Source organism: Poseidonocella sp. HB161398, assembly GCF_005870025.1.
Classification (GTDB): domain Bacteria; phylum Pseudomonadota; class Alphaproteobacteria; order Rhodobacterales; family Rhodobacteraceae; genus Mangrovicoccus.
The window spans coordinates 41159-58068 of sequence record NZ_VATA01000026.1; the positions used below are offsets into that span (position 1 = coordinate 41159).

Consider the following 16910-nt stretch of genomic DNA (forward strand, 5'->3'; position numbering starts at 1 on the left):
GCTGCGGCATTTTCATTTTCGATCTTGACCGTCCCGGGGTCCCGGCGCAGGATCGCCGCGTTCCGGTCCCCTGGGCGACGATCCCGGGCCACCGGAGGCCTGCATCCGAGGATGCGCACCAAGGGCCGCCCGGCCCCCTGACAGCGCTGTCAGCCCCCTTCCATATGCCGCAGCCCGCGCCCGCCGGATCTCTCCGCGCAGGTCCTGTCCGCTTGCGGCTGCCAGTCTCCACCAGATGCCCCGGAGCCTCTCCGGCGGCCAGGACGGCGCCGTGCCCGGCGCCGGGAAAGGACCCACCGATGAGCGAGACGCTCGATCCGACCGCCGCAATCGCGCCCGAGATGCTGGGCGGGCTGACCATCACCGCGATCCGCGAGGGGCTGGCCTCGGGCCGCTTCACCGCCGAGGCGCTGGCCGAGGCCGCGCTGGCGCAGGTGGCGGCCGTCAACGGCCGGTACAACGCCATCATCTTCGAGAACCCCGAGGCGCTGGAGACCGCGCGCGAGATCGACCGCCGCCGCGCCGCGGGCGAGGCGCTCGGCCCGCTGGCCGGCGTGCCGGTCGTGGTCAAGGATCCGATGGACATGAAGGGCTTTCCCTCCACCGCGGGCTGGCGGCTGCTGCATGCCGCCTCGGGCGGGGTCGACCTGATGCCCGAGCGCGACAGCCCGGTCGTGGCGCGGATGCGCGCCGCCGATGCGGTGATCCTCGGCAAGACCAACGTCCCGATCCTCAGCTGGACCGGCACCCACGCCAATGACAGCTGGGCCGGCCCGACGATCAACCCCGCGATCGAGAGCCGGGCGCCCGGCGGTTCGAGCGCGGGCACCGCGGCGGCGGTCGCGGCGCATATGTGCGTCGTCGGCCTCGCCGAGGAGACCGGCGGCTCGATCCAGAACCCGGCCTCGGCGCAGGGGCTCGTCGGCATCAAGCCGACCATCGGGCTGGTCCCGAATGCCGGGGTGGTGCCGCTGTCGGGCAACCGCGACGTGGTCGGGCCGATCGCGCGCAACGTGGAAGATGCCGCGCTCTGCCTCGACGTGCTGGCGGGCTTCACCACCGAGGATCCGAAGACCCTGGCCTCGGTCGGGCGGATCCCGGCGGGCGGCTATGCGGCGGGGCTGTCGCGCGACGGGCTGAAGGGCAAGCGGATCGGCCTCTACGGTCCCGGCTGGCGCCCGGATGCGCTGTCGGAAGAGGCCGCGGCGCTCTACGAGCGGGCCAAGACCGAGCTGGTCGCGGCCGGTGCGGTGCTGGTCGAGGATCCCTTCGCCGGGACGGATTTCGCCAGCCTGCGCGAAGTGACCCCGGGCACGCCGTTCTTCGACGGGCGGGGGCTGGAATCCATCGCCTGGGACATGACCTGCTACCTGCGCCGCCTCGGGCCGGATGCCGCGCTGAAGACCTGGGACGAGTTCGTCGCCGCCACCAGCGCGGAGGATCCCTTCGCCAAGGGCGCGATCCTGGGCTATCTCAACGAGCTGCCGGATTTCGTCGAAGCGATGAAATCGCCCGGGACACCGCCGGCGATGCCGGCCTTCACCGCGCTCAAGGCCCGCTACCTGGCGCTGCTCGACGAGGTCTTCGCCCGCCACGAGCTCGACGCGCTGGCCTATCCGCAGATGCTGCGCGAGCTGCCGGAGCTGCATTCGGGCGACGCGATCCTGGAAACCACGGTGGGCGAGCTGAACATCGCGGGCATCCCGGGCATCACCGTGCCCGCGGGCTACTATGCCTCGGGCGCGCCCTTCGAGCTGATCTTCCTCGGCCGCCAGTGGAGCGAAGCGGAGCTGATCCGCTGCGCCCATGCCTACGAGCAGGCCACCGGGCACCGCCGCCCGGCCGTCTAGCAGGCAGGCGGCAGGCCGGGAGGACCGGCCTGCCGCACCGGGATCAGTTGTTCGGGCAGGTGCCCAGGCTGCGGCAGGTCGCGCCCGCGGCACCGCCGAGCAGCGCGCCGGTTGCCGCGTCGCCGGCGATGACCTGCCCGGCTGCCGCCCCCATCACCGCGCCGGTCAGCGCGCGTTCGCCATCGGACTGGCCGCATGCCGAGAGTGCCGTGAGGGCACAGGCCGCAGCGATCCAAGAAACCCTAGCCATTTGTCTTCCTTTCAAGCCGAGAATCCAGCGCGATCCGGTCATGCTGCAGTCGCCTTTCATGCGGCAACGCTGCCGGGGTCCGCTACCTGCAGTAGATCCCTGCCCCGCCGTCCGACGCAAGCCCGGTTTTGAATATCGGCGCCGGGCGCGCGGGAGGGCGCGCATGGACCTAGCGTCAGGCCGCGGGGGAAACCCCGCCGCCGGGACGATTCGCCCCTTTCCGCGACTCGCCGGGGGCTCGTTAGCATCCGGCAGACCGCATCGGTTCCGCAGCGCGGATAAGGGAGACCTGCCATGGAGGATATCGAGCTTGCCGAAAGCGGGGCCGGCGCCGCGCCGCCCTGGACCGTCCCCGCCGCCGCGCTGCTGGCCGCGGCCGGAAGCGATGCAGGAACCGGGCTGGCAGAGGCGGAGGCCGCGCGGCGGCTGGACCTGCATGGCGAGAACCGGCTGGCCGAGACCGCCGCCGAGCCGCCCTGGAAGCTTTTCCTGCGCCAGTTCCTCAATCCGCTGCTGATCATCCTGCTCTGCGGCGCCGCGATCTCGGCGGTCACCGGTCATCTGATCGACACCGTCGCCATCGCCGTCATCGTCTTCCTCAATGCCGCGATCTCCTTCTGGCAGGAATACTCCGCCGAGCGCTCGCTGGCGGCGCTGCGCGAGATGGCCGCCCCCGGCGCGCTGGTGCTGCGCCGCGGCAGCTGGCAGGAGATCCCGGCCGCCGCCATCGTCCCGGGCGACATCGTCCGGCTGAAGGCGGGCGACATCGTCCCGGCCGACCTGCGCTTTCTCGAGGCGCACCGGCTGCAGATCGACGAGGCCGCGCTAACCGGAGAATCCGAGCCGGTCGACAAGCATGACGGCGTGCTTGATGAGGCCGGTGCGGTGCTGGCCGACCGGCTGAACATGGGCTTCATGTCGACCATCGTCACCAATGGCAGCGGCATCGGCCTGGCCACCGGCACCGGCATGGACACCGAGGTCGGCCATATCGCCGGGCTGATGGCGGCGGCGAAGGAGCCGAAGACGCCCCTGCAGCAGAAGGTCGACGCGCTGTCGCATGTGCTGATCGTGATGGCGCTGGTGACGGTGGCGATGGTGATCGGCATCGGCGTCATCAAGGGCATGCCGCTGACCGACATGCTGGGCACGGCGATCTCGCTCTCGGTCGCGGCGATCCCCGAGGGGCTGCCGACCGTGGTGACGATCCTGCTGACGCTCGGCTCGCAGAAGATGGTGCGCTCGAACGCGCTGGCGCGGCGGCTCTCCTCGGTGGAGACGCTGGGCTCGGTCTCCGTCATCTGCTCGGACAAGACCGGCACGCTGACCCAGAACCAGATGCAGGTGATGCAGCTCTGGGCCGGCGGGCGGCACTGGAGCGTCACCGGCCAGGGATTTGCGCCCGAGGGCGCCTTCCTTGCCGAGGACGGCACGGAGGCGGAGATCGCCGCCGAGAAGGACCTGCGCCACATGCTGATGAACTCGGCGCTGTGCAATGACGCGGTGCTGACCGAGGCCGAGGGCCGCCCGGCGATCCAGGGCAATCCGACCGACGGCGCGCTGGTCGTGGCCGCCGCCAAGGTCGGCATCACCCGCGACGGCATGATGGCGGGCGGGGTCGAGAAGCTCTCGGCCTTTCCCTTCGACAGCACCCGCAAGATGATGAGCCTGCATATCCGCGTGCCGGGCGGGGACGAGTTCCTCTCGGCCAAGGGCGCACCCGACGTGATCCTGCGCCGCGCCACCCATCTGCGGCTCGCGGGCGAAGAGGTGCCGCTCGATCCCGCGCGGCGCGCCGAGGTGGAGGAGGTGATCGCGGGCTTCGGCCGCGACGCGCTCCGGACGCTGGCCATCGCCTATCGCCGGATCGTCCCGGGCGAGCTGGACCATGCCGATCCCGAGCAGCAGATCGTGCTTCTGGGGATCCACGGGATCATGGACCCGCCGCGGCCCGAGGTGAGGACCGCGGTGGCCGAGGCCCACGCGGCGGGCGTGCGCACGGTGATGATCACCGGCGACCATGCCGTCACCGCCAGCGCCATCGCCGAGGCGATCGGCATCCGCACCGAGCTGTCGCAGACCGTCCATACCGGCGCCGAGCTCGACCAGATGGACGATGCCGCGCTCGAGGCCGCGGTGCCGAAGGCCGCGGTCTTCGCCCGCGTCACCCCCGAGCACAAGCTGAGGATCGTGCGCGCGCTGCAGCAGACCGGCGAGGTCGCCTCGATGACCGGGGACGGGGTGAATGACGCGCCCGCGCTGAGGACCGCGGATATCGGCGTCGCCATGGGGATCACCGGCACCTCGGTCGCCAAGGACAGCTCGGCGCTGATCCTGCTGGACGACAACTTCTCCACCATCGTCGGCGCGGTGCGCGAGGGGCGGCGGATCTACGACAACCTCCTGAAATTCGTCCGCCAGGCGCTGACCGCCAACGTGGCCGAGGTCTCGGTCATCCTGCTGGCCTTCCTGCTGATGGGCGAGCATCCGGTGATGCCGATCACGCCGCTGATGATCCTCTGGGTGAACCTCGTCTCCGACGGGATGCCCGCGCTGACGCTCGGCTTCGAGGCGGAGGAGGAGAACGTCATGGCCCGCCCGCCGCGGCCGCGCGACCATTCGATGTTCGGCGAGGGCATGAAGGAGCGCATCCTGATCCGCGGCCTGGCGATCGGCGCGACCTCCTTCTGGGTCTTCTCCACCAGCCTCGGGGCAGGCGCGGCAGAGGCCTATGCCCAGACGCTGGCCTTCGTCACGCTGATCTCGGGGCAGATCTGGCACATCTTCGACGCGCGCACGACCTCGACCCTCTTCCGCCGCTCGCCCTTCGGCAACCGGCAGCTCCTGATGGCGGTCGCGGGCTCGGTCCTGCTGTCGCTCGGGGCGATCTACACCGGCTTCGGACATCTCGTGCTGGGCACTGCGCCGGTCGACCTGCCGCATCTTCTGGGCGCCGCCGCCGTGGCCGCGCTGCCGGTCTTCGCGCTTTCGGGGATCAAGGAGCTCTTCGGGCTGAAATGGCTCTGAAACGGGAGGCGCGGCGGGGCCGCTGAGCCCGCCGCGCCTCCCGGGACCTGCCGCGCGCACCCGGCAAGTCCCTGCGTCCTCCGGCCGGTCAGGCCTCCTCGTAGGCCAGCTTGGCCGCCTCGCGGGGGGTGCGCATCTCCGGCAGGAGCGCACCGCAGAGCACCGCGGTCAGCCCGCCGGTGGTGATGCCCGAGCTGAAGATCTGGCGCCAGAGCGGCGGCAGGAAGCTCAGCACCTCGGGCAGCAGCTGCACGCCGAGGCCCACGCCCACCGACAGCGCGACGGTGATCGTCTCCTTCTTGCCCAGATGCTGGCTGCCGATGATCCGGATGCCCGAGACCACGATCAGGCTGAACATCACGAAGGTCGACCCGCCCAGCACCGGGCGCGGGATCTGCTGCAGCACGGCGCCCAGCACCGGGAAGAGCCCGAGGATCACCAGGATCACCGCGATGTAGCGGCCGACATGGCGGCTGGCGACGCCGGTCAGCTGCACCACGCCGGTATTCTGGCTGAAGGTGGTGTTGGGGAAGGTGGCGAAGGCCGCGGCCAGCACCGAGTTGACGCCGTCGGCCAGCACGCCGCCCCTGACGCGCTCCTCGAAGACCGGGCCCTCGGTCGGCTCGCCCGAGACCCGCGAGGTGCCGGTGATGTCGCCCATCGTCTCCAGCGAGGTGATGATGAACATGAAGGCCACCGGGATGAAGGACACCCAGTCGAAGCTGATGCCGAAGCGGAACGGGACCGGCACAGAGATCAGCGGCACGCCCGAGAAGTCCGGCGCCGCGACATTGCCGGTCAGCAGCGCCAGCAGGCAGCCCGCGGCCAGGCCGATCACGATCGAGCTGACGCGGATCATGCTGTTCGCCGAGAACTGGCAGGCCAGGATGATGGCGATCACGAAGGCGGCGAGGCCGACATTGGTGCCGTTGCCGAAATTCTCGGCCCCCGCGCCGCCGCCGATGTCGCGGATCGAGACCAGGATCAGGCTCATGCCGATCAGCACGACGACGCTGCCCGAGACGACCGGGGTGATCATCCGGCGCAGCCAGGGCAGCGCGAAGGCGATGCCGATCTCGATGAAGGAGGCGACGAAGGCCACGCCGAAGATGGTCGCCAGGACCTCCTCGGAGCTCGCCCCGCCCTGCTGGGCGATCTTGCCCGAGGTGATGAGCGCGGCGACGAAGGCGAAGCTGGTGCCCTGCAGGCTGAGGAGCCCCGAGCCGACCGGCCCGACGCGCTGCGACTGGATCCAGGTGGCGATGCCCGACACGAAGAGCGAGGTCGCCACCAGATAGGGCACGTAGGGACCGAGCCCCAGCGCCGCGCCGATGACGATGGCCGGGGCGACGATATTGACGAAGGCCGCCAGCAGGTGCTGAACCGCGGCCAGCAGCGCCGGGGCGAAGGCCGGCTTGTCATCGACCCGGTAGATGACGTCGGCATGCGGATCTGTCCCCGCGGCGCCGGAGGCGGACGGGGAAGAGGTAGTCTCTGTCATGGTCGTCTCTCCTGTTTCTGAAGGCGTGGCTCCAGCGTGCCAGAGGGAGAGCGGACGAAGAATTGCCAAGATTTCCGCAAGGCGGTGCGTTTCGGGCAACGCCTCCGGATCCGGGGGCGGGCTCAGCCGGTCTCGCCGGCCAGCGCGGCCAGGCGGGCGGCCACCTGCTCGGAGAAGCGCGCCGAGGCGACCGGCAGGCTGCGGCCGCGCATCTGGCCCAGGATCAGGCTGCCCGCGGGCACGTCGCGCTCGGCGACCGGGCGGAACACGACCGAGCCGTCCGCGGGCGGGCGCAGGCCGATCGGGATCTGGAAGCCGATGGCGCGCTCGTGGCGGACATAGTGGCGGATCAGGTCGAAGCTCTCGGTCTCCACCACCGGGTTCAGCCGCCGCTCGATCCGCCTGGCGCCGAAATCCAGCAGATGGCGCACGCCGTAGCTGCTGGAGGGCGCGACATGGACATGCTCTAGGCAGTCCCTCAGCCGCAGCTCGGGCTTCGCCGCCAGCGGGTGATCGGCCGCCAGGATGGCGGTGACGGGCTGCGGAAGGATGCGGATCACCTGGAAATCCACGAGGTAGATCGGCTCGAAGACCAGCGCCAGGTCGCTCTGGTAGGTGGCCAGCTCCTGCTCCACCTGGGCGCGGTCGCGCACATTGACCGAGAAGGTCACGCCGGGATGCCCGGCGCGGTAGCGCGCCATCTCCTCGGGCAGGAAATAGGGCAGCAGCGCCTGCGAGCAGGCGATCGAGACATGGCCCCGCCGCTCTCCGGCCAGGTCGGCGACCTGGCTCTGCACCCGGACCAGCTCGGAGCGCGAAGCGCGGTAGTAGTGCATCACGAGCTCGCCCGCCGGGTTCAGCCGCACCCCGTTCGGCAGGCGCTCGAAGAGCGGCGAGCCGAATTCGGCCTCGAAGCCGCGGATCCGCCGGTTCAGCGCCGAGGCGGTGATGTTCATGTCCTCGGCCGCCTTGCGCATCGACCCGGCCCGCGCGACCGCCTCGATCAGCTGGAAGGTGTAGAGATGTCTCATGCCGGCTCCTTGCCCGGGGCGGTGTCCGTTTTGCACCGCCACGATGACAAACCGGCAATTCCTGTAAACACCCCGGACAGGCATTTTCGCATCCGAACGGCCGGACGGCCCCGCATATGCGGGCCGGCCGGGCACCCTGCCCGCTTTCCGGGAGAACCGAAAAAGAGGTCCAAGATGCTGTCATCCCTGCCCTTCACCCTGCCCGCCCTGCGCACCGCCTATGCCGCGGGCGCCCGGCCCGCCGAAATCGTCGAGGAGGTCTTCGCCCGGCTGGAGGCCGCCGCCGATCCGGGCATCTTCCTTCATGCCGACCGGGCGGCCGCGCTGGCCGGGGCGCGCGCGCTCGGCGCCCCCCTTGGCCGCCCGCTCTGGGGCATGCCCTTCGCGGTGAAGGACAATATCGACGTGGCAGGGCAGCCGACCACCGCCGCCTGTCCGGCAAGCGCCCATGTCGCGACCGAGGATGCGGCGGTCGTGGCGCGGCTGCGCGCGGCCGGGGCGATCGTCATCGGCAAGACCAATCTCGACCAGTTCGCCACCGGGCTCGTCGGCACGCGCACGCCCTATCCGGTGCCGCGCAACGCGCTCGATCCCGCCATCGTGCCGGGCGGCTCCTCCTCCGGTTCGGCGCTGGCCGTCGCCCGCGGGATCGTGCCCTTCGCGCTCGGCACCGACACGGCCGGCTCGGGCCGGGTGCCCGCGGCGCACAACGGCATCGCCGGGCTGAAGCCCAGCCTCGGCGCCTGGTCCACCCGCGGCCTCGTCCCGGCCTGCCGCACGCTCGACACGCTCTCGGTCTTCGCCCAGAGCACCGCCGACGCCTGGGAGATCCATTGCGCCGCCGCGGGTTACGACCCGGCCGACAGCTTCTCCCGCCGCTTCCCCGTCCCGCCCGCAGAGCCCGGAGCGCTGCGCCCCGGCCTGTGCATCGCCCTGCCCGACGCGGACAGCCTCGCGGCGCATTGCGAGCCGCGGCAGATCCGCATGCTGGAGGAGACGGCCGGGCGGCTCCGCGCCCTTGGCGCAAGGATCGTCCGGATCGGCTTCGGCCCGTTCCACGAGGTGGCGCGGCTGCCCTACGAGCGGTCCTGGGTGGCCGAGCGCGCCGCCGCCATCGGCGACCGGCTGGCAGAGGCGCCGGAGACGCTGCTGCCGGTGATCCGCCGGATTGCCGGTGGCGCGGCGCAGTTCAGCGCGGTCGACGCCTTCCGCGACCGCTACCGCCTGGCGGAGCTGCGCCGCGCCTGCGAGACCGCGATGGCGGGCTGCGACCTGATCTGCGTGCCCTCGATCCCCGCCTTCGTCACCCTGGCCGAGGACGCCGCCGACCCGGTCGGTCCCAATGCCCGGCTGGGCAGCTACACGAATTTCGTCAACCTGCTCGATCTCTGCGGCATCGCCGTGCCCGTCGGTCCCCGCGGCGACGGGCGTCCGGGCGGGGTGACGCTGCTGGCGCCTGCGGGGCGGGACGCACTGGCGGCTTCGGCCGCGGCGGCCATCGAGGCCGGGCCGCTCGGCGCCACCGGCTGGCCGCGGCCCGCGGCGGCGGCGCTCCGGGCAGCGGAGTGAGCCCGGCGCTCAACCCTTCATCAGCGCCACGCCGCAGGCGATCGCCCCCGCCGAGGCCCATCGCCAGCGTCCCACCGGCTCGCGCAGCACCAGCCCGGCGATCACCACGGCGAAGAGGATGCTCGATTCCCGCAAGGCGGCGACCATGGCGATCGGCGCCCGGGTGAAGGCCCAGACCGCAATGCCGTAGGAGCCGAGCGACATCGCCCCGGCCGCCAGCCCGCTGCGCCAGGCCGGGCGCAGCACCGCGAAGGCCGCGCGGCCGCGCCGCGCCCCCGCCCAGGCCGCCATCAGCACGGCATCGCCGAGCGCCATCCACAGCACGAAGGCCGGGGCGCTGCCCGCGATCCGTGCGCCGATCCCGTCCGCCAGCGTGTAGGCTGCGGTGAAGCAGGCCGTCGCCCCGGCATAGGCCAGCGCACGGCCCTCCATCCGCCCGGCGGGCCCGCCGCGCGCCGCCATGACGAGGATGCCGAGCGAGATCGCCGCAATCGCCGCCAGCACCCGCGGCCCCGGCGTCTCGCCGAGCGCGAGCACCGCCGCCGCCGTCACGATCAGCGGCGCGCAGCCCCGCGCCAGCGGATAGGCCTGGCTGAGATCGGCGGCGTCATAGGCGCGGGCCAGCATCATCTTGTAGCCCGCATGCAGCCCCGCCCCGGCGGCGATCCAGGGCCAGGCCGCCGCAGCGGGCAAGGGCATGAAGGGCAGCAGCGGCAGCGCGATCGCCGCCTGGACCAGGGCCAGCAGCAGCACGCCGGAGGCACGGTCGAGCCCGGTCTTCAGCAGCGCGTTCCACCCGGCATGGAGAAGCGCCGCCAGCAGCACAGCGGCGAAGACATGCGGCTCCATCGGCTATCCCCAGAACGGCCTTGCGGCCTCGGCGGCGGCGGCCGCGGGGCAGAGCCCGGGATCGCCGAGCCGCTCCGGCGGCAGGCGGCGCAGCGCGCGGCGCGTGCGCAGGTTGCGCGACCAGCGCAGGAGAACGGCGCGCGCCGCCCGCAAGGGACCGCGCCGCACCGCAATGCGGATTGAATTTTCATGTGCCATGCGCTCTTCTGGCAGAGCTTCCAGAATTGGAAAAACGATAGTTTCTCGCCTGTCTTGTGAGATTTTCGCACATGAAGCGCGGCACGCTCCCGCTCACTGCCCTGCGCGCCCTCGAGGCGACGCTGCGCCATGGCCAGATGACCCTGGCCGCCGAGGAGCTGGGCGTCACCTATGGTGCCGTCAGCCGCCAGGTGCGCGGGCTGGAGGCGCTTCTGGGCGTCGCGCTCTTCGACGGGCCGCGCAACCGGCTGGTGCCCTCGCAGGCCGCGCTCGACATGCAGCCGGCCCTGCAGGCGGCTTTCGACGGGATCGAGGAGGCGGTCGCCCGGGCGATGCAGCGCGAGCGCCGCCTGCTCGATGTCTCCTGCCTCGGGACCTTCACGATGCGCTGGCTGATCCCGCGGCTCTTCGGCTTCCAGAAACGCCATCCGGCAATCGAGGTCCGGCTGACTGCCGATGACGGGCCGGTGGATTTCGCCCGCCAGCGCCTCGATGCGGCCATCCGCGTCGGCACCGGCAGATGGGGCGCGGCGGAGGTGACGCGGCTTTTCGCCGACGAGGTCGGCCCGGTGCTCAGCCCCGCGCTCCTGCCCGGTGGCGCCCCGGCGGGCTGGGAGGCGCTCTCGGCCCTGCCGGTCCTCCATACCGCGACCCGCCGGGACGCCTGGACCGGCTGGGCACGTCAGGCGGGGGTGCCCGCGCCCGCGGGCGGCCAGGAATTCGAGCATTTCTACTTCCTGCTCGAGGCCGCCGTGGCCGGGCTCGGCATGGCGATCGCGCCGCTCGTGCTGGTCCGCGACGACCTCGCCGCCGGACGGCTCGTGGCGCCGATGGGCTTTTGCCCCTCCGGCCAGGACTATGTCGCGCTCACCCCGCCCCGGCCCGGCCGCGAGGCGGCGCTCTTCGTCCGCTGGCTGCAGGACCAGAGCGGCGCGGACGCCCTTGCGGGCGGCAGGTCTCCGCCGGTCTAGGCGCCGGGCGGCTTGCGGCGCGGCGGCGCGCGGCTATGGTCCGCGCGCGGCAGCGAGAGGGGAGCGCCATGACAATCACGATCCGCCACGGCACCATTGCCGACGGCCCGGCGGCGGTGCGGCTGCTGCGCGGCTCGATCACCGAGCTCTGCGCCGCCGATCACGGCCATGACGCGGAGCGGCTGGCGGGCTGGCTCGGCAACAAGACGGTCGCGGTCTGGGCCGGCTGGCTGGCGCGCCCGGATGCGGCCGTTCTGGTGGCCGAGACCGGCGGCCGGATGGCCGGGATCGGCATGGTGGAGGCGACGGGCGCGGTGCTGCTGAACTATGTCGGGCCCGACGCGCGGTTCCAGGGCGTCAGCACGGCGCTGCTTGCGGCGATGGAGGCGATCGCGCGGGACGGGGGCGCCCGGGCCTGCCGCCTCGAAAGCACGGCCACCGCGCGGCGCTTCTACGAAAGCCGCGGCTATGCCCCGCAGGCCCCCGGCGGCGTCCTGCTCTCGAAGCCGCTCTGACCGGCCGGGTCCGCGCCGAACTGCCCGCTTGCCCCTGCCCCGCCCGGCCGCGAGACTGCGCGCGACAGACCAGAAGGCCCGGAGGCCGCGCATGGAATTCCTTTTCGACGGAGACGGTCCGGACCGGCCGACGGTGCTGCTGGCCCATGGCGCGGGCGCGCCGATGGACAGCAGCTTCATGACCGACATGGCCGCGGCGCTGGCCGGGCACGGCCTGCGGGTGGCGCGGTTCGAATTTGCCTACATGGCCCAGCGGCGCAGCGGCGGCGGCAAGCGCCCCCCGCCCAAGGTCGAGGCGCTGGAGCAGGAATTCCGCGCCGCCATCGCCGCGCTGGCCTGTCCCGGGCCGCTCTTCATCGGCGGCAAGTCGATGGGCGGCCGGGTGGCGAGCCTCGCCGCGGACCGGCTGCATGCGGAGGGCGCGATCGCCGGGCTGCTCTGCCTCGGCTATCCCTTCCACCCGGCGGGCAAGCCCGAGCGGCTGCGCACCGCCCATCTGGAAAGCCTGTCCGCCCCGGCGCTGATCTGCCAGGGCAGCCGCGACGCCTTCGGCAGCCGCGAGGAGGTCGCCGCCTATGCGCTGTCGCCGCAGATCAGCGTGGCGTGGCTCGAGGACGGCAATCACGACTTCGCCCCGCGCAAGCGGGTGACCGGGCGGAGCCAGGCCGAGCTGATCGCGGAGGCCGCCGCCGCCGCCGCGGCCTGGATCGCAAGCGTGACCTGACCCCCGCTGGACAGAGCGGATTTCCTGCATATCTAGATCCGGGGTTCCAACCCGATCCCCGGAGCCGACAGGAAGGATCTGCCGATGACCGCATCCGAGGACCGGGCGGAGACCGCCCCGGACGAGCGCCGCGACCTGCGCGAGGCGCGCGAGCTGGAGGCGCATCTGCGCTGGCTCGACAGCTTCACCCCCGCCGCGCTCGGCATCCTGGCGCTGGCCTCGGGGATCTACACCTATCTCGGGGTGACCCAGCTTCTCGACGGCAGCGACGCGCTCAGCGTGCTGGCGGCGCTGGCCTATTCGATCGCCGTCTCGGTCGGCATCTTCGTCTTCTGGTCCTACCTGATGCGGCTCCTGCCGGCGATGCGCTCGGGGCAGAGCGTGCTGGGGCTCCTGGTCGCCGGTGCGCTCGGCTGCATGGCGATCGTGGCGATGTCCTCCTGGCTGAACGCCGCCGCCCTCGCCGGCAGCGCCGCGGTCGAGCAGCATCTGGCGCGCACCGTGCAGGACTACCAGTCCTCGCTGGAGCGCGCGCATGAAAACGCCGTGCTGGCCCAGGGGCTCGGCCGCGATGTCGCCCGCGCGCGGCAGCTCTTCGAGGATCTGGGCGCGCAGGAGCAGGCCGGGAACCTCTCGGGCACGGCCGGGCGCGGCGCGGTCTTCCGGCTGCTGACCCAGAAATCGGCCGAACTCGCCGCGCTGGAGGACCAGATCGCCGCCCAGGAGGCGCCCATCGCCGCCGCGTTCGAAGAGGGCAACGCGATCCTCGGGCGGATGCGGTCGCTCCTGGTGGAACAGGGCTCGGTGCAGGCGCGCTCGGTGACGTTTTCCGAGGAATCCGTGCGGCTTGCCGGCGTGATCACATCGCTGCGCCAGCTCTCGGTCGCGCCGCTGGTGGAGCGCGCGGCGCAGGATCTCTCGGCCTCGGTGGTGCTGCCCGAGCTCGACGGCCGGACCGAGGACATCCGCGCGGGCCAGCAGAGCACGCTGGGCCAGATCCTCGGCGCGCTCGATGCCCGCGCGCAGTCGCTGGAGGCCGCCGCGGCCGAGGTGCTGGCCCTGCCCGAGCCGGTCGAGACCACCTACACGCCGATCAGCGCCGCCGATGCGGTGATCCGCTATGCCGGGAATTTCGCGCCCTCCTGGGCTGGGGCGATCGCCATCGACCTGCTGCCCGCGGTGCTGGTCTTCGTCCTCGCCGTGACCCAGGCGGCGATCCGGCGCGGGCGCGACGGCTCGGGGCTGGAGGCATCGATGACGATCGGCGATCTGCGCGCGGCGATGCGGGCGCTCGAGGACATCGAGACCTCGCGCGGCCGCGCCAACCGCGCCGCGGAACCGCCCGCGGAGGCGCCGGAGCCGGCCCCGGCAGCCGAAGAGGCGCCCGCCGGGCCTGATCGGGAAGAGGACGCGCCGCCGCGCTTCGTCCCGGTCGCAGCCGGACCGCGGGCCGAATGAGCGGGGCCGCCCCGGCCCGCCGCCGTCCCGGCATCCGCGCGGTCATGGCCTTCTGCCTCGCCGCGCAGGCGCTGATCGGCGTGGCGGTGGTCATCGAGGCCTCGGGCCTCCTTGAGCCCGGCCGCTGGACCCGGCGGGCGATGCCGGGCTTCGACCCGGCCCAGCCGGTGGTGCCCGACGACCAGACACGGCGCTTCCGCCCGGCCGAGCTGCCCGCCGCGCCCGGCACGATGCGCCCCGGCGGCCCCGGCGGCGGGCCGCTGCCCGACAGCCTGCAGATCGAGACGGTGGCGCGCGACGGCGCGACGCTGCTGAGCCTGACCGGCACGATCGACGAGGGCGCCGCCGCCCGGCTGGTCCGGCGGCTCGACGCGATGGAGCCGCCCGATGCGGTGCTGCTGCACAGTCCCGGCGGCCTCGTGGCCGAAGCGCTGGAGATCGGCCGCGAGCTCCGCCGGCGCGGGCTCGGGACCCGGCTGGTCGCGGGCGCGGTCTGCTTCTCGGCCTGCCCCTACATGCTGGCCGGCGGCACCGCGCGCGAGGTCTCGGCCGAGGCGCGGGTCGGCGTGCACCAGTCCTATTACGACAGCTCGGCGCTGCTGCCGCTTTTCGTCGGCGTCGCGGCGGTGCAGGAGCGCGAGGCCGAGGCGATGCGCTACCTGCAGGAGATGGGGGTCGACCCGCTCCTGCGGATCCCGGCGCTGGAGACCCCCGCCGACGGGATCTACATCCTCACCGCGGAGGAGCTCGAGGCCTACCGCCTGGCCACCGGGATCACCGGCTGAGATTCACCCGGTCTCAACCCCGTCCGGGGCAGGATCGGCGGCATGGGACGGATGCTCCTCCTCTGCCGCCGCGCGGTCCTGGCCGTGACGATCGCCGCCCTCGCCGCGCTGGGGCTGGCCCTGGCTCTGGCCATGGGCGCGATCGGGCCGGACCTGGCGTGCTGGGGGCTGCTGGCGGCGCTGCCTTCGGCCTTCGCGCTCTGCCTGCGCCTGCCCGTCCCGCTTCCGCGCCCCCCGCCCTGATCCCCGGGCCCTGACAGGGCTGCCGGAAAAGCATGCTCGGCCTCGGAGCTTGGCGGCAAAACTGGGAAAATGACCCCAAAGCTGGCCGGAATTTCCAAGTTCCGGAGGCAGTCTTGGCAATATCCGGAACGATTTCCTCCAGATCGCCGCCCTGACATCCCTTTTCAGCATCCTGCGAAGCCCTGCGACAAAGCGCGGGTCCCGCGCCGTCGGCCCTTTCTCCTCGGGCTTTGCGTGGCCTAGAGTGCCGCGGAATGCCCGAGACGGAGTCCGCGATGACCGCCCCCCTCAATATTGCCGCCTGGTCCGGTCCGAGAAACCTCTCGACCGCGATGATGTACGCCTTCGGCGCGCGCGGCGACGCCGCGGTCTGGGACGAGCCCTTCTATGCCGCCTATCTGGAGATGACCGGGCTGACGCATCCGATGGGCGCCGAGATCATCGCCGCCGGTCCGCGCGACCCCCGGGAGGTCGCGGCGCGCTGCGCGGCGCCGCATCCCTCGGGGCGGCCGGTCTTCTACCAGAAGCACATGACCCACCACATGATCGAGGGCGTGCCGCGCGACTGGTTCTCCTCGGTCACGCATCTCTTCCTGATCCGCCATCCGGCGCGGGTGCTGGCAAGCTATGCCAAGAAGCGCGAGAACCCGGTGCTCGACGATATCGGCTTCCGCCAGCAGGCGGAGATCTTCGAGGAGATCCGCGCCTCGGGACAGACCCCGGTGGTCATCGACTCCCATGACATCCGCGCCGATCCGGCCGGGATGATGGCCGCGCTCTGCGACGCGCTCGGCATCCCGCGCGATCCCGGCATGATCCGCTGGCCCGCGGGCGGGCATGCCGATGACGGGGTCTGGGCGGCGCACTGGTACGACGCGGTCCACCGCTCCACCGGCTTCGCCGGCGCCGAGGGGCCGCTTCCCGCGCTGCCCGCCGATCTGCAGGCGGTCTGCGACGCCGCCCTGCCCTATTACGACGCGCTGAAACCCCTTGCGCTGAAGGCCTGAGACCATGGACACCACGACCCACGATTCCGAACACGACGCCCGCAACGACGCGCTGAAGATCTATGTCGACGGCAGGATCGTCCCGAAGGACCAGGCGGTGGTCTCGGTCTACGACTCGGGCTTCATGCTGGGCGACGGCATGTGGGAGGGGATGCGGCTCTATGACGGCGAATGGGCCTTCTTCGACGCGCACATGGACCGGCTCTACGACAGCTGCAAGGCGGTGAAGCTGGAGATCGGCAAGACCCGCGAGGAGATCCGCGCGCTTCTCGACGAGACCGCGGCGGCCAACGGCATGACCGGCGACGCGCATTGCCGGCTGATGGTCACGCGCGGCCGCAAGGCCAAGCCGTTCCAGCATCCGAGCCTGTCGAAATGGGGCCCGACCATCGTCGCCATCATCGAGCATTCGGTGCCCGCCGCCGCGCTGTCGCAGGGGCTGCGCCTGGCCTCGGTGCCACAGGTCCGCGGCCTGCCGCACAGCCAGGACCCGAAATTCAACAGCCATTCCAAGCTGAACTGCATCATCGCCTGCCTGCAGGCCGAGGAGGCCGGGGCCGACGAGGGGCTGATGCTCGACCCGCATGGCTTCGTGAACACCACCAATGCCTGCAACTTCTTCATCGTGCGCAAGGGCGAGGTCTGGACCTCGACCGGCGACTACTGCATGAACGGCGTCACCCGCGCCAATGTCGTCCGGCTCTGCCGCGAGGCCGGGATCCCGGTCTTCGAGAAGAACTTCTCGCTCTACGAGGCCTATTCGGCGGACGAGGCCTTCCTGACCGGCACCTTCGGCGCCCAGACCCCGGTGGCGGAGATCGACGGGCGGGCGATCGGCGACGGCGCGCGCCCCGTGACCCAGCGGATCCGCGATCTCTACAAGGAACTCGTCGCCCGCACGGTGGCCGAGCAGAAGGCCGCGCGCCGCTGAG

At 72.1% G+C, this 16910-nt stretch carries 16 protein-coding genes; 11 read left to right on the forward strand and 5 right to left on the reverse strand.

What is annotated here, in order from left to right:
* Nucleotides 1-299 precede the first annotated feature (299 nt).
* The gene (locus FGX59_RS19730) at nucleotides 300-1850 is read left to right on the forward strand and encodes an amidase (RefSeq protein ID WP_138468846.1); all 1551 of its coding nucleotides are present in this window, start codon (nucleotides 300-302) and stop codon (nucleotides 1848-1850) included.
* A 43-nt stretch (nucleotides 1851-1893) separates the two neighbouring features.
* On the opposite strand, the gene FGX59_RS19735 is transcribed toward FGX59_RS19730, so the two are convergent.
* Nucleotides 1894-2100 (reverse strand): hypothetical protein, encoded by a 207-nt coding sequence (locus FGX59_RS19735; RefSeq protein WP_138468847.1) that lies wholly within the window; start codon nucleotides 2098-2100, stop codon nucleotides 1894-1896.
* A gap of 294 nt (nucleotides 2101-2394) precedes the next feature.
* Here FGX59_RS19735 and FGX59_RS19740 point away from each other — a divergent pair, with 294 nt between their 5' ends.
* A complete protein-coding gene (locus tag FGX59_RS19740; RefSeq protein ID WP_138468848.1) occupies nucleotides 2395-5127 on the forward strand; it encodes a cation-translocating P-type ATPase in 2733 nt (910 codons plus the stop codon).
* A gap of 88 nt (nucleotides 5128-5215) precedes the next feature.
* Here FGX59_RS19740 and FGX59_RS19745 read toward each other — a convergent pair whose 3' ends face one another.
* Nucleotides 5216-6628, reverse strand: coding sequence for a nucleobase:cation symporter-2 family protein (locus FGX59_RS19745; protein WP_138468849.1), 1413 nt, complete (start codon nucleotides 6626-6628; stop codon nucleotides 5216-5218).
* 122 nt (nucleotides 6629-6750) lie between these two features.
* Nucleotides 6751-7659 carry a LysR family transcriptional regulator gene (locus FGX59_RS19750; protein ID WP_138468850.1) on the reverse strand — a complete coding sequence of 303 codons (909 nt, stop codon included), beginning with the start codon at nucleotides 7657-7659 and terminating at the stop codon, nucleotides 6751-6753.
* 174 nt (nucleotides 7660-7833) lie between these two features.
* Between FGX59_RS19750 and atzF the strand changes: the two genes are divergently transcribed.
* Nucleotides 7834-9228, forward strand: coding sequence for an allophanate hydrolase (gene atzF, locus FGX59_RS19755; protein WP_138468851.1), 1395 nt, complete (start codon nucleotides 7834-7836; stop codon nucleotides 9226-9228).
* A gap of 9 nt (nucleotides 9229-9237) precedes the next feature.
* On the opposite strand, the gene FGX59_RS19760 is transcribed toward atzF, so the two are convergent.
* Together FGX59_RS19760 and FGX59_RS19765 are read right to left on the reverse strand one after the other, a co-directional pair.
* Entirely contained in the window at nucleotides 9238-10077 is an 840-nt protein-coding gene (locus FGX59_RS19760) for an EamA family transporter (protein ID WP_138468852.1), read from the reverse strand.
* A 3-nt stretch (nucleotides 10078-10080) separates the two neighbouring features.
* Nucleotides 10081-10275: a DUF1127 domain-containing protein gene (locus FGX59_RS19765; protein WP_138468853.1), complete on the reverse strand. Its 195-nt coding sequence runs from the start codon at nucleotides 10273-10275 to the stop codon at nucleotides 10081-10083.
* Between the two features lie 71 nt (nucleotides 10276-10346).
* On the opposite strand from FGX59_RS19765, the gene FGX59_RS19770 reads away from it, so the two are divergent.
* From FGX59_RS19770 to FGX59_RS19805, 8 genes are all read left to right on the forward strand, one after another.
* Nucleotides 10347-11246: a LysR substrate-binding domain-containing protein gene (locus FGX59_RS19770; RefSeq protein ID WP_138468854.1), complete on the forward strand. Its 900-nt coding sequence runs from the start codon at nucleotides 10347-10349 to the stop codon at nucleotides 11244-11246.
* Nucleotides 11247-11314: 68 nt separating this feature from the next.
* Nucleotides 11315-11761 (forward strand): GNAT family N-acetyltransferase, encoded by a 447-nt coding sequence (locus FGX59_RS19775; protein ID WP_171060736.1) that lies wholly within the window; start codon nucleotides 11315-11317, stop codon nucleotides 11759-11761.
* A gap of 91 nt (nucleotides 11762-11852) precedes the next feature.
* The gene (locus FGX59_RS19780; protein ID WP_138468856.1) at nucleotides 11853-12485 is read left to right on the forward strand and encodes an alpha/beta family hydrolase; all 633 of its coding nucleotides are present in this window, start codon (nucleotides 11853-11855) and stop codon (nucleotides 12483-12485) included.
* 84 nt (nucleotides 12486-12569) lie between these two features.
* Nucleotides 12570-13943, forward strand: coding sequence for a hypothetical protein (locus tag FGX59_RS19785; protein ID WP_240722591.1), 1374 nt, complete (start codon nucleotides 12570-12572; stop codon nucleotides 13941-13943).
* Complete coding sequence (locus tag FGX59_RS19790; protein ID WP_138468857.1) at nucleotides 13940-14728, forward strand: hypothetical protein; 789 nt, start codon at nucleotides 13940-13942, stop codon at nucleotides 14726-14728. Before FGX59_RS19785 ends, FGX59_RS19790 begins: the two co-directional genes overlap by 4 nt.
* 42 nt (nucleotides 14729-14770) lie before the next feature.
* On the forward strand, nucleotides 14771-14971 hold the full coding sequence (locus FGX59_RS19795) for a hypothetical protein (RefSeq protein WP_138468858.1): 201 nt from the start codon (nucleotides 14771-14773) through the stop codon (nucleotides 14969-14971).
* A gap of 275 nt (nucleotides 14972-15246) precedes the next feature.
* Complete coding sequence (locus FGX59_RS19800) at nucleotides 15247-15978, forward strand: HAD family hydrolase (RefSeq protein ID WP_138468859.1); 732 nt, start codon at nucleotides 15247-15249, stop codon at nucleotides 15976-15978.
* A gap of 4 nt (nucleotides 15979-15982) precedes the next feature.
* On the forward strand, nucleotides 15983-16909 hold the full coding sequence (locus tag FGX59_RS19805) for an aminotransferase class IV (protein WP_138468860.1): 927 nt from the start codon (nucleotides 15983-15985) through the stop codon (nucleotides 16907-16909).
* The last annotated feature ends 1 nt before the right edge of the window (nucleotide 16910 follow it).

Bases quoted from the DNA above. Each gene is read 5' to 3' on its own strand.
- FGX59_RS19730 (WP_138468846.1), top strand. From the start codon at position 300: ATGAGCGAGACGCTCGATCCGACCGCCGCAATCGCGCCCGAGATGCTG.
- FGX59_RS19735 (WP_138468847.1), bottom strand. From the start codon at position 2,100: ATGGCTAGGGTTTCTTGGATCGCTGCGGCCTGTGCCCTCACGGCACTC.
- FGX59_RS19740 (WP_138468848.1), top strand. From the start codon at position 2,395: ATGGAGGATATCGAGCTTGCCGAAAGCGGGGCCGGCGCCGCGCCGCCC.
- FGX59_RS19745 (WP_138468849.1), bottom strand. From the start codon at position 6,628: ATGACAGAGACTACCTCTTCCCCGTCCGCCTCCGGCGCCGCGGGGACA.
- FGX59_RS19750 (WP_138468850.1), bottom strand. From the start codon at position 7,659: ATGAGACATCTCTACACCTTCCAGCTGATCGAGGCGGTCGCGCGGGCC.
- atzF (WP_138468851.1), top strand. From the start codon at position 7,834: ATGCTGTCATCCCTGCCCTTCACCCTGCCCGCCCTGCGCACCGCCTAT.
- FGX59_RS19760 (WP_138468852.1), bottom strand. From the start codon at position 10,077: ATGGAGCCGCATGTCTTCGCCGCTGTGCTGCTGGCGGCGCTTCTCCAT.
- FGX59_RS19765 (WP_138468853.1), bottom strand. From the start codon at position 10,275: ATGGCACATGAAAATTCAATCCGCATTGCGGTGCGGCGCGGTCCCTTG.
- FGX59_RS19770 (WP_138468854.1), top strand. From the start codon at position 10,347: ATGAAGCGCGGCACGCTCCCGCTCACTGCCCTGCGCGCCCTCGAGGCG.
- FGX59_RS19775 (WP_171060736.1), top strand. From the start codon at position 11,315: ATGACAATCACGATCCGCCACGGCACCATTGCCGACGGCCCGGCGGCG.
- FGX59_RS19780 (WP_138468856.1), top strand. From the start codon at position 11,853: ATGGAATTCCTTTTCGACGGAGACGGTCCGGACCGGCCGACGGTGCTG.
- FGX59_RS19785 (WP_240722591.1), top strand. From the start codon at position 12,570: ATGACCGCATCCGAGGACCGGGCGGAGACCGCCCCGGACGAGCGCCGC.
- FGX59_RS19790 (WP_138468857.1), top strand. From the start codon at position 13,940: ATGAGCGGGGCCGCCCCGGCCCGCCGCCGTCCCGGCATCCGCGCGGTC.
- FGX59_RS19795 (WP_138468858.1), top strand. From the start codon at position 14,771: ATGGGACGGATGCTCCTCCTCTGCCGCCGCGCGGTCCTGGCCGTGACG.
- FGX59_RS19800 (WP_138468859.1), top strand. From the start codon at position 15,247: ATGACCGCCCCCCTCAATATTGCCGCCTGGTCCGGTCCGAGAAACCTC.
- FGX59_RS19805 (WP_138468860.1), top strand. From the start codon at position 15,983: ATGGACACCACGACCCACGATTCCGAACACGACGCCCGCAACGACGCG.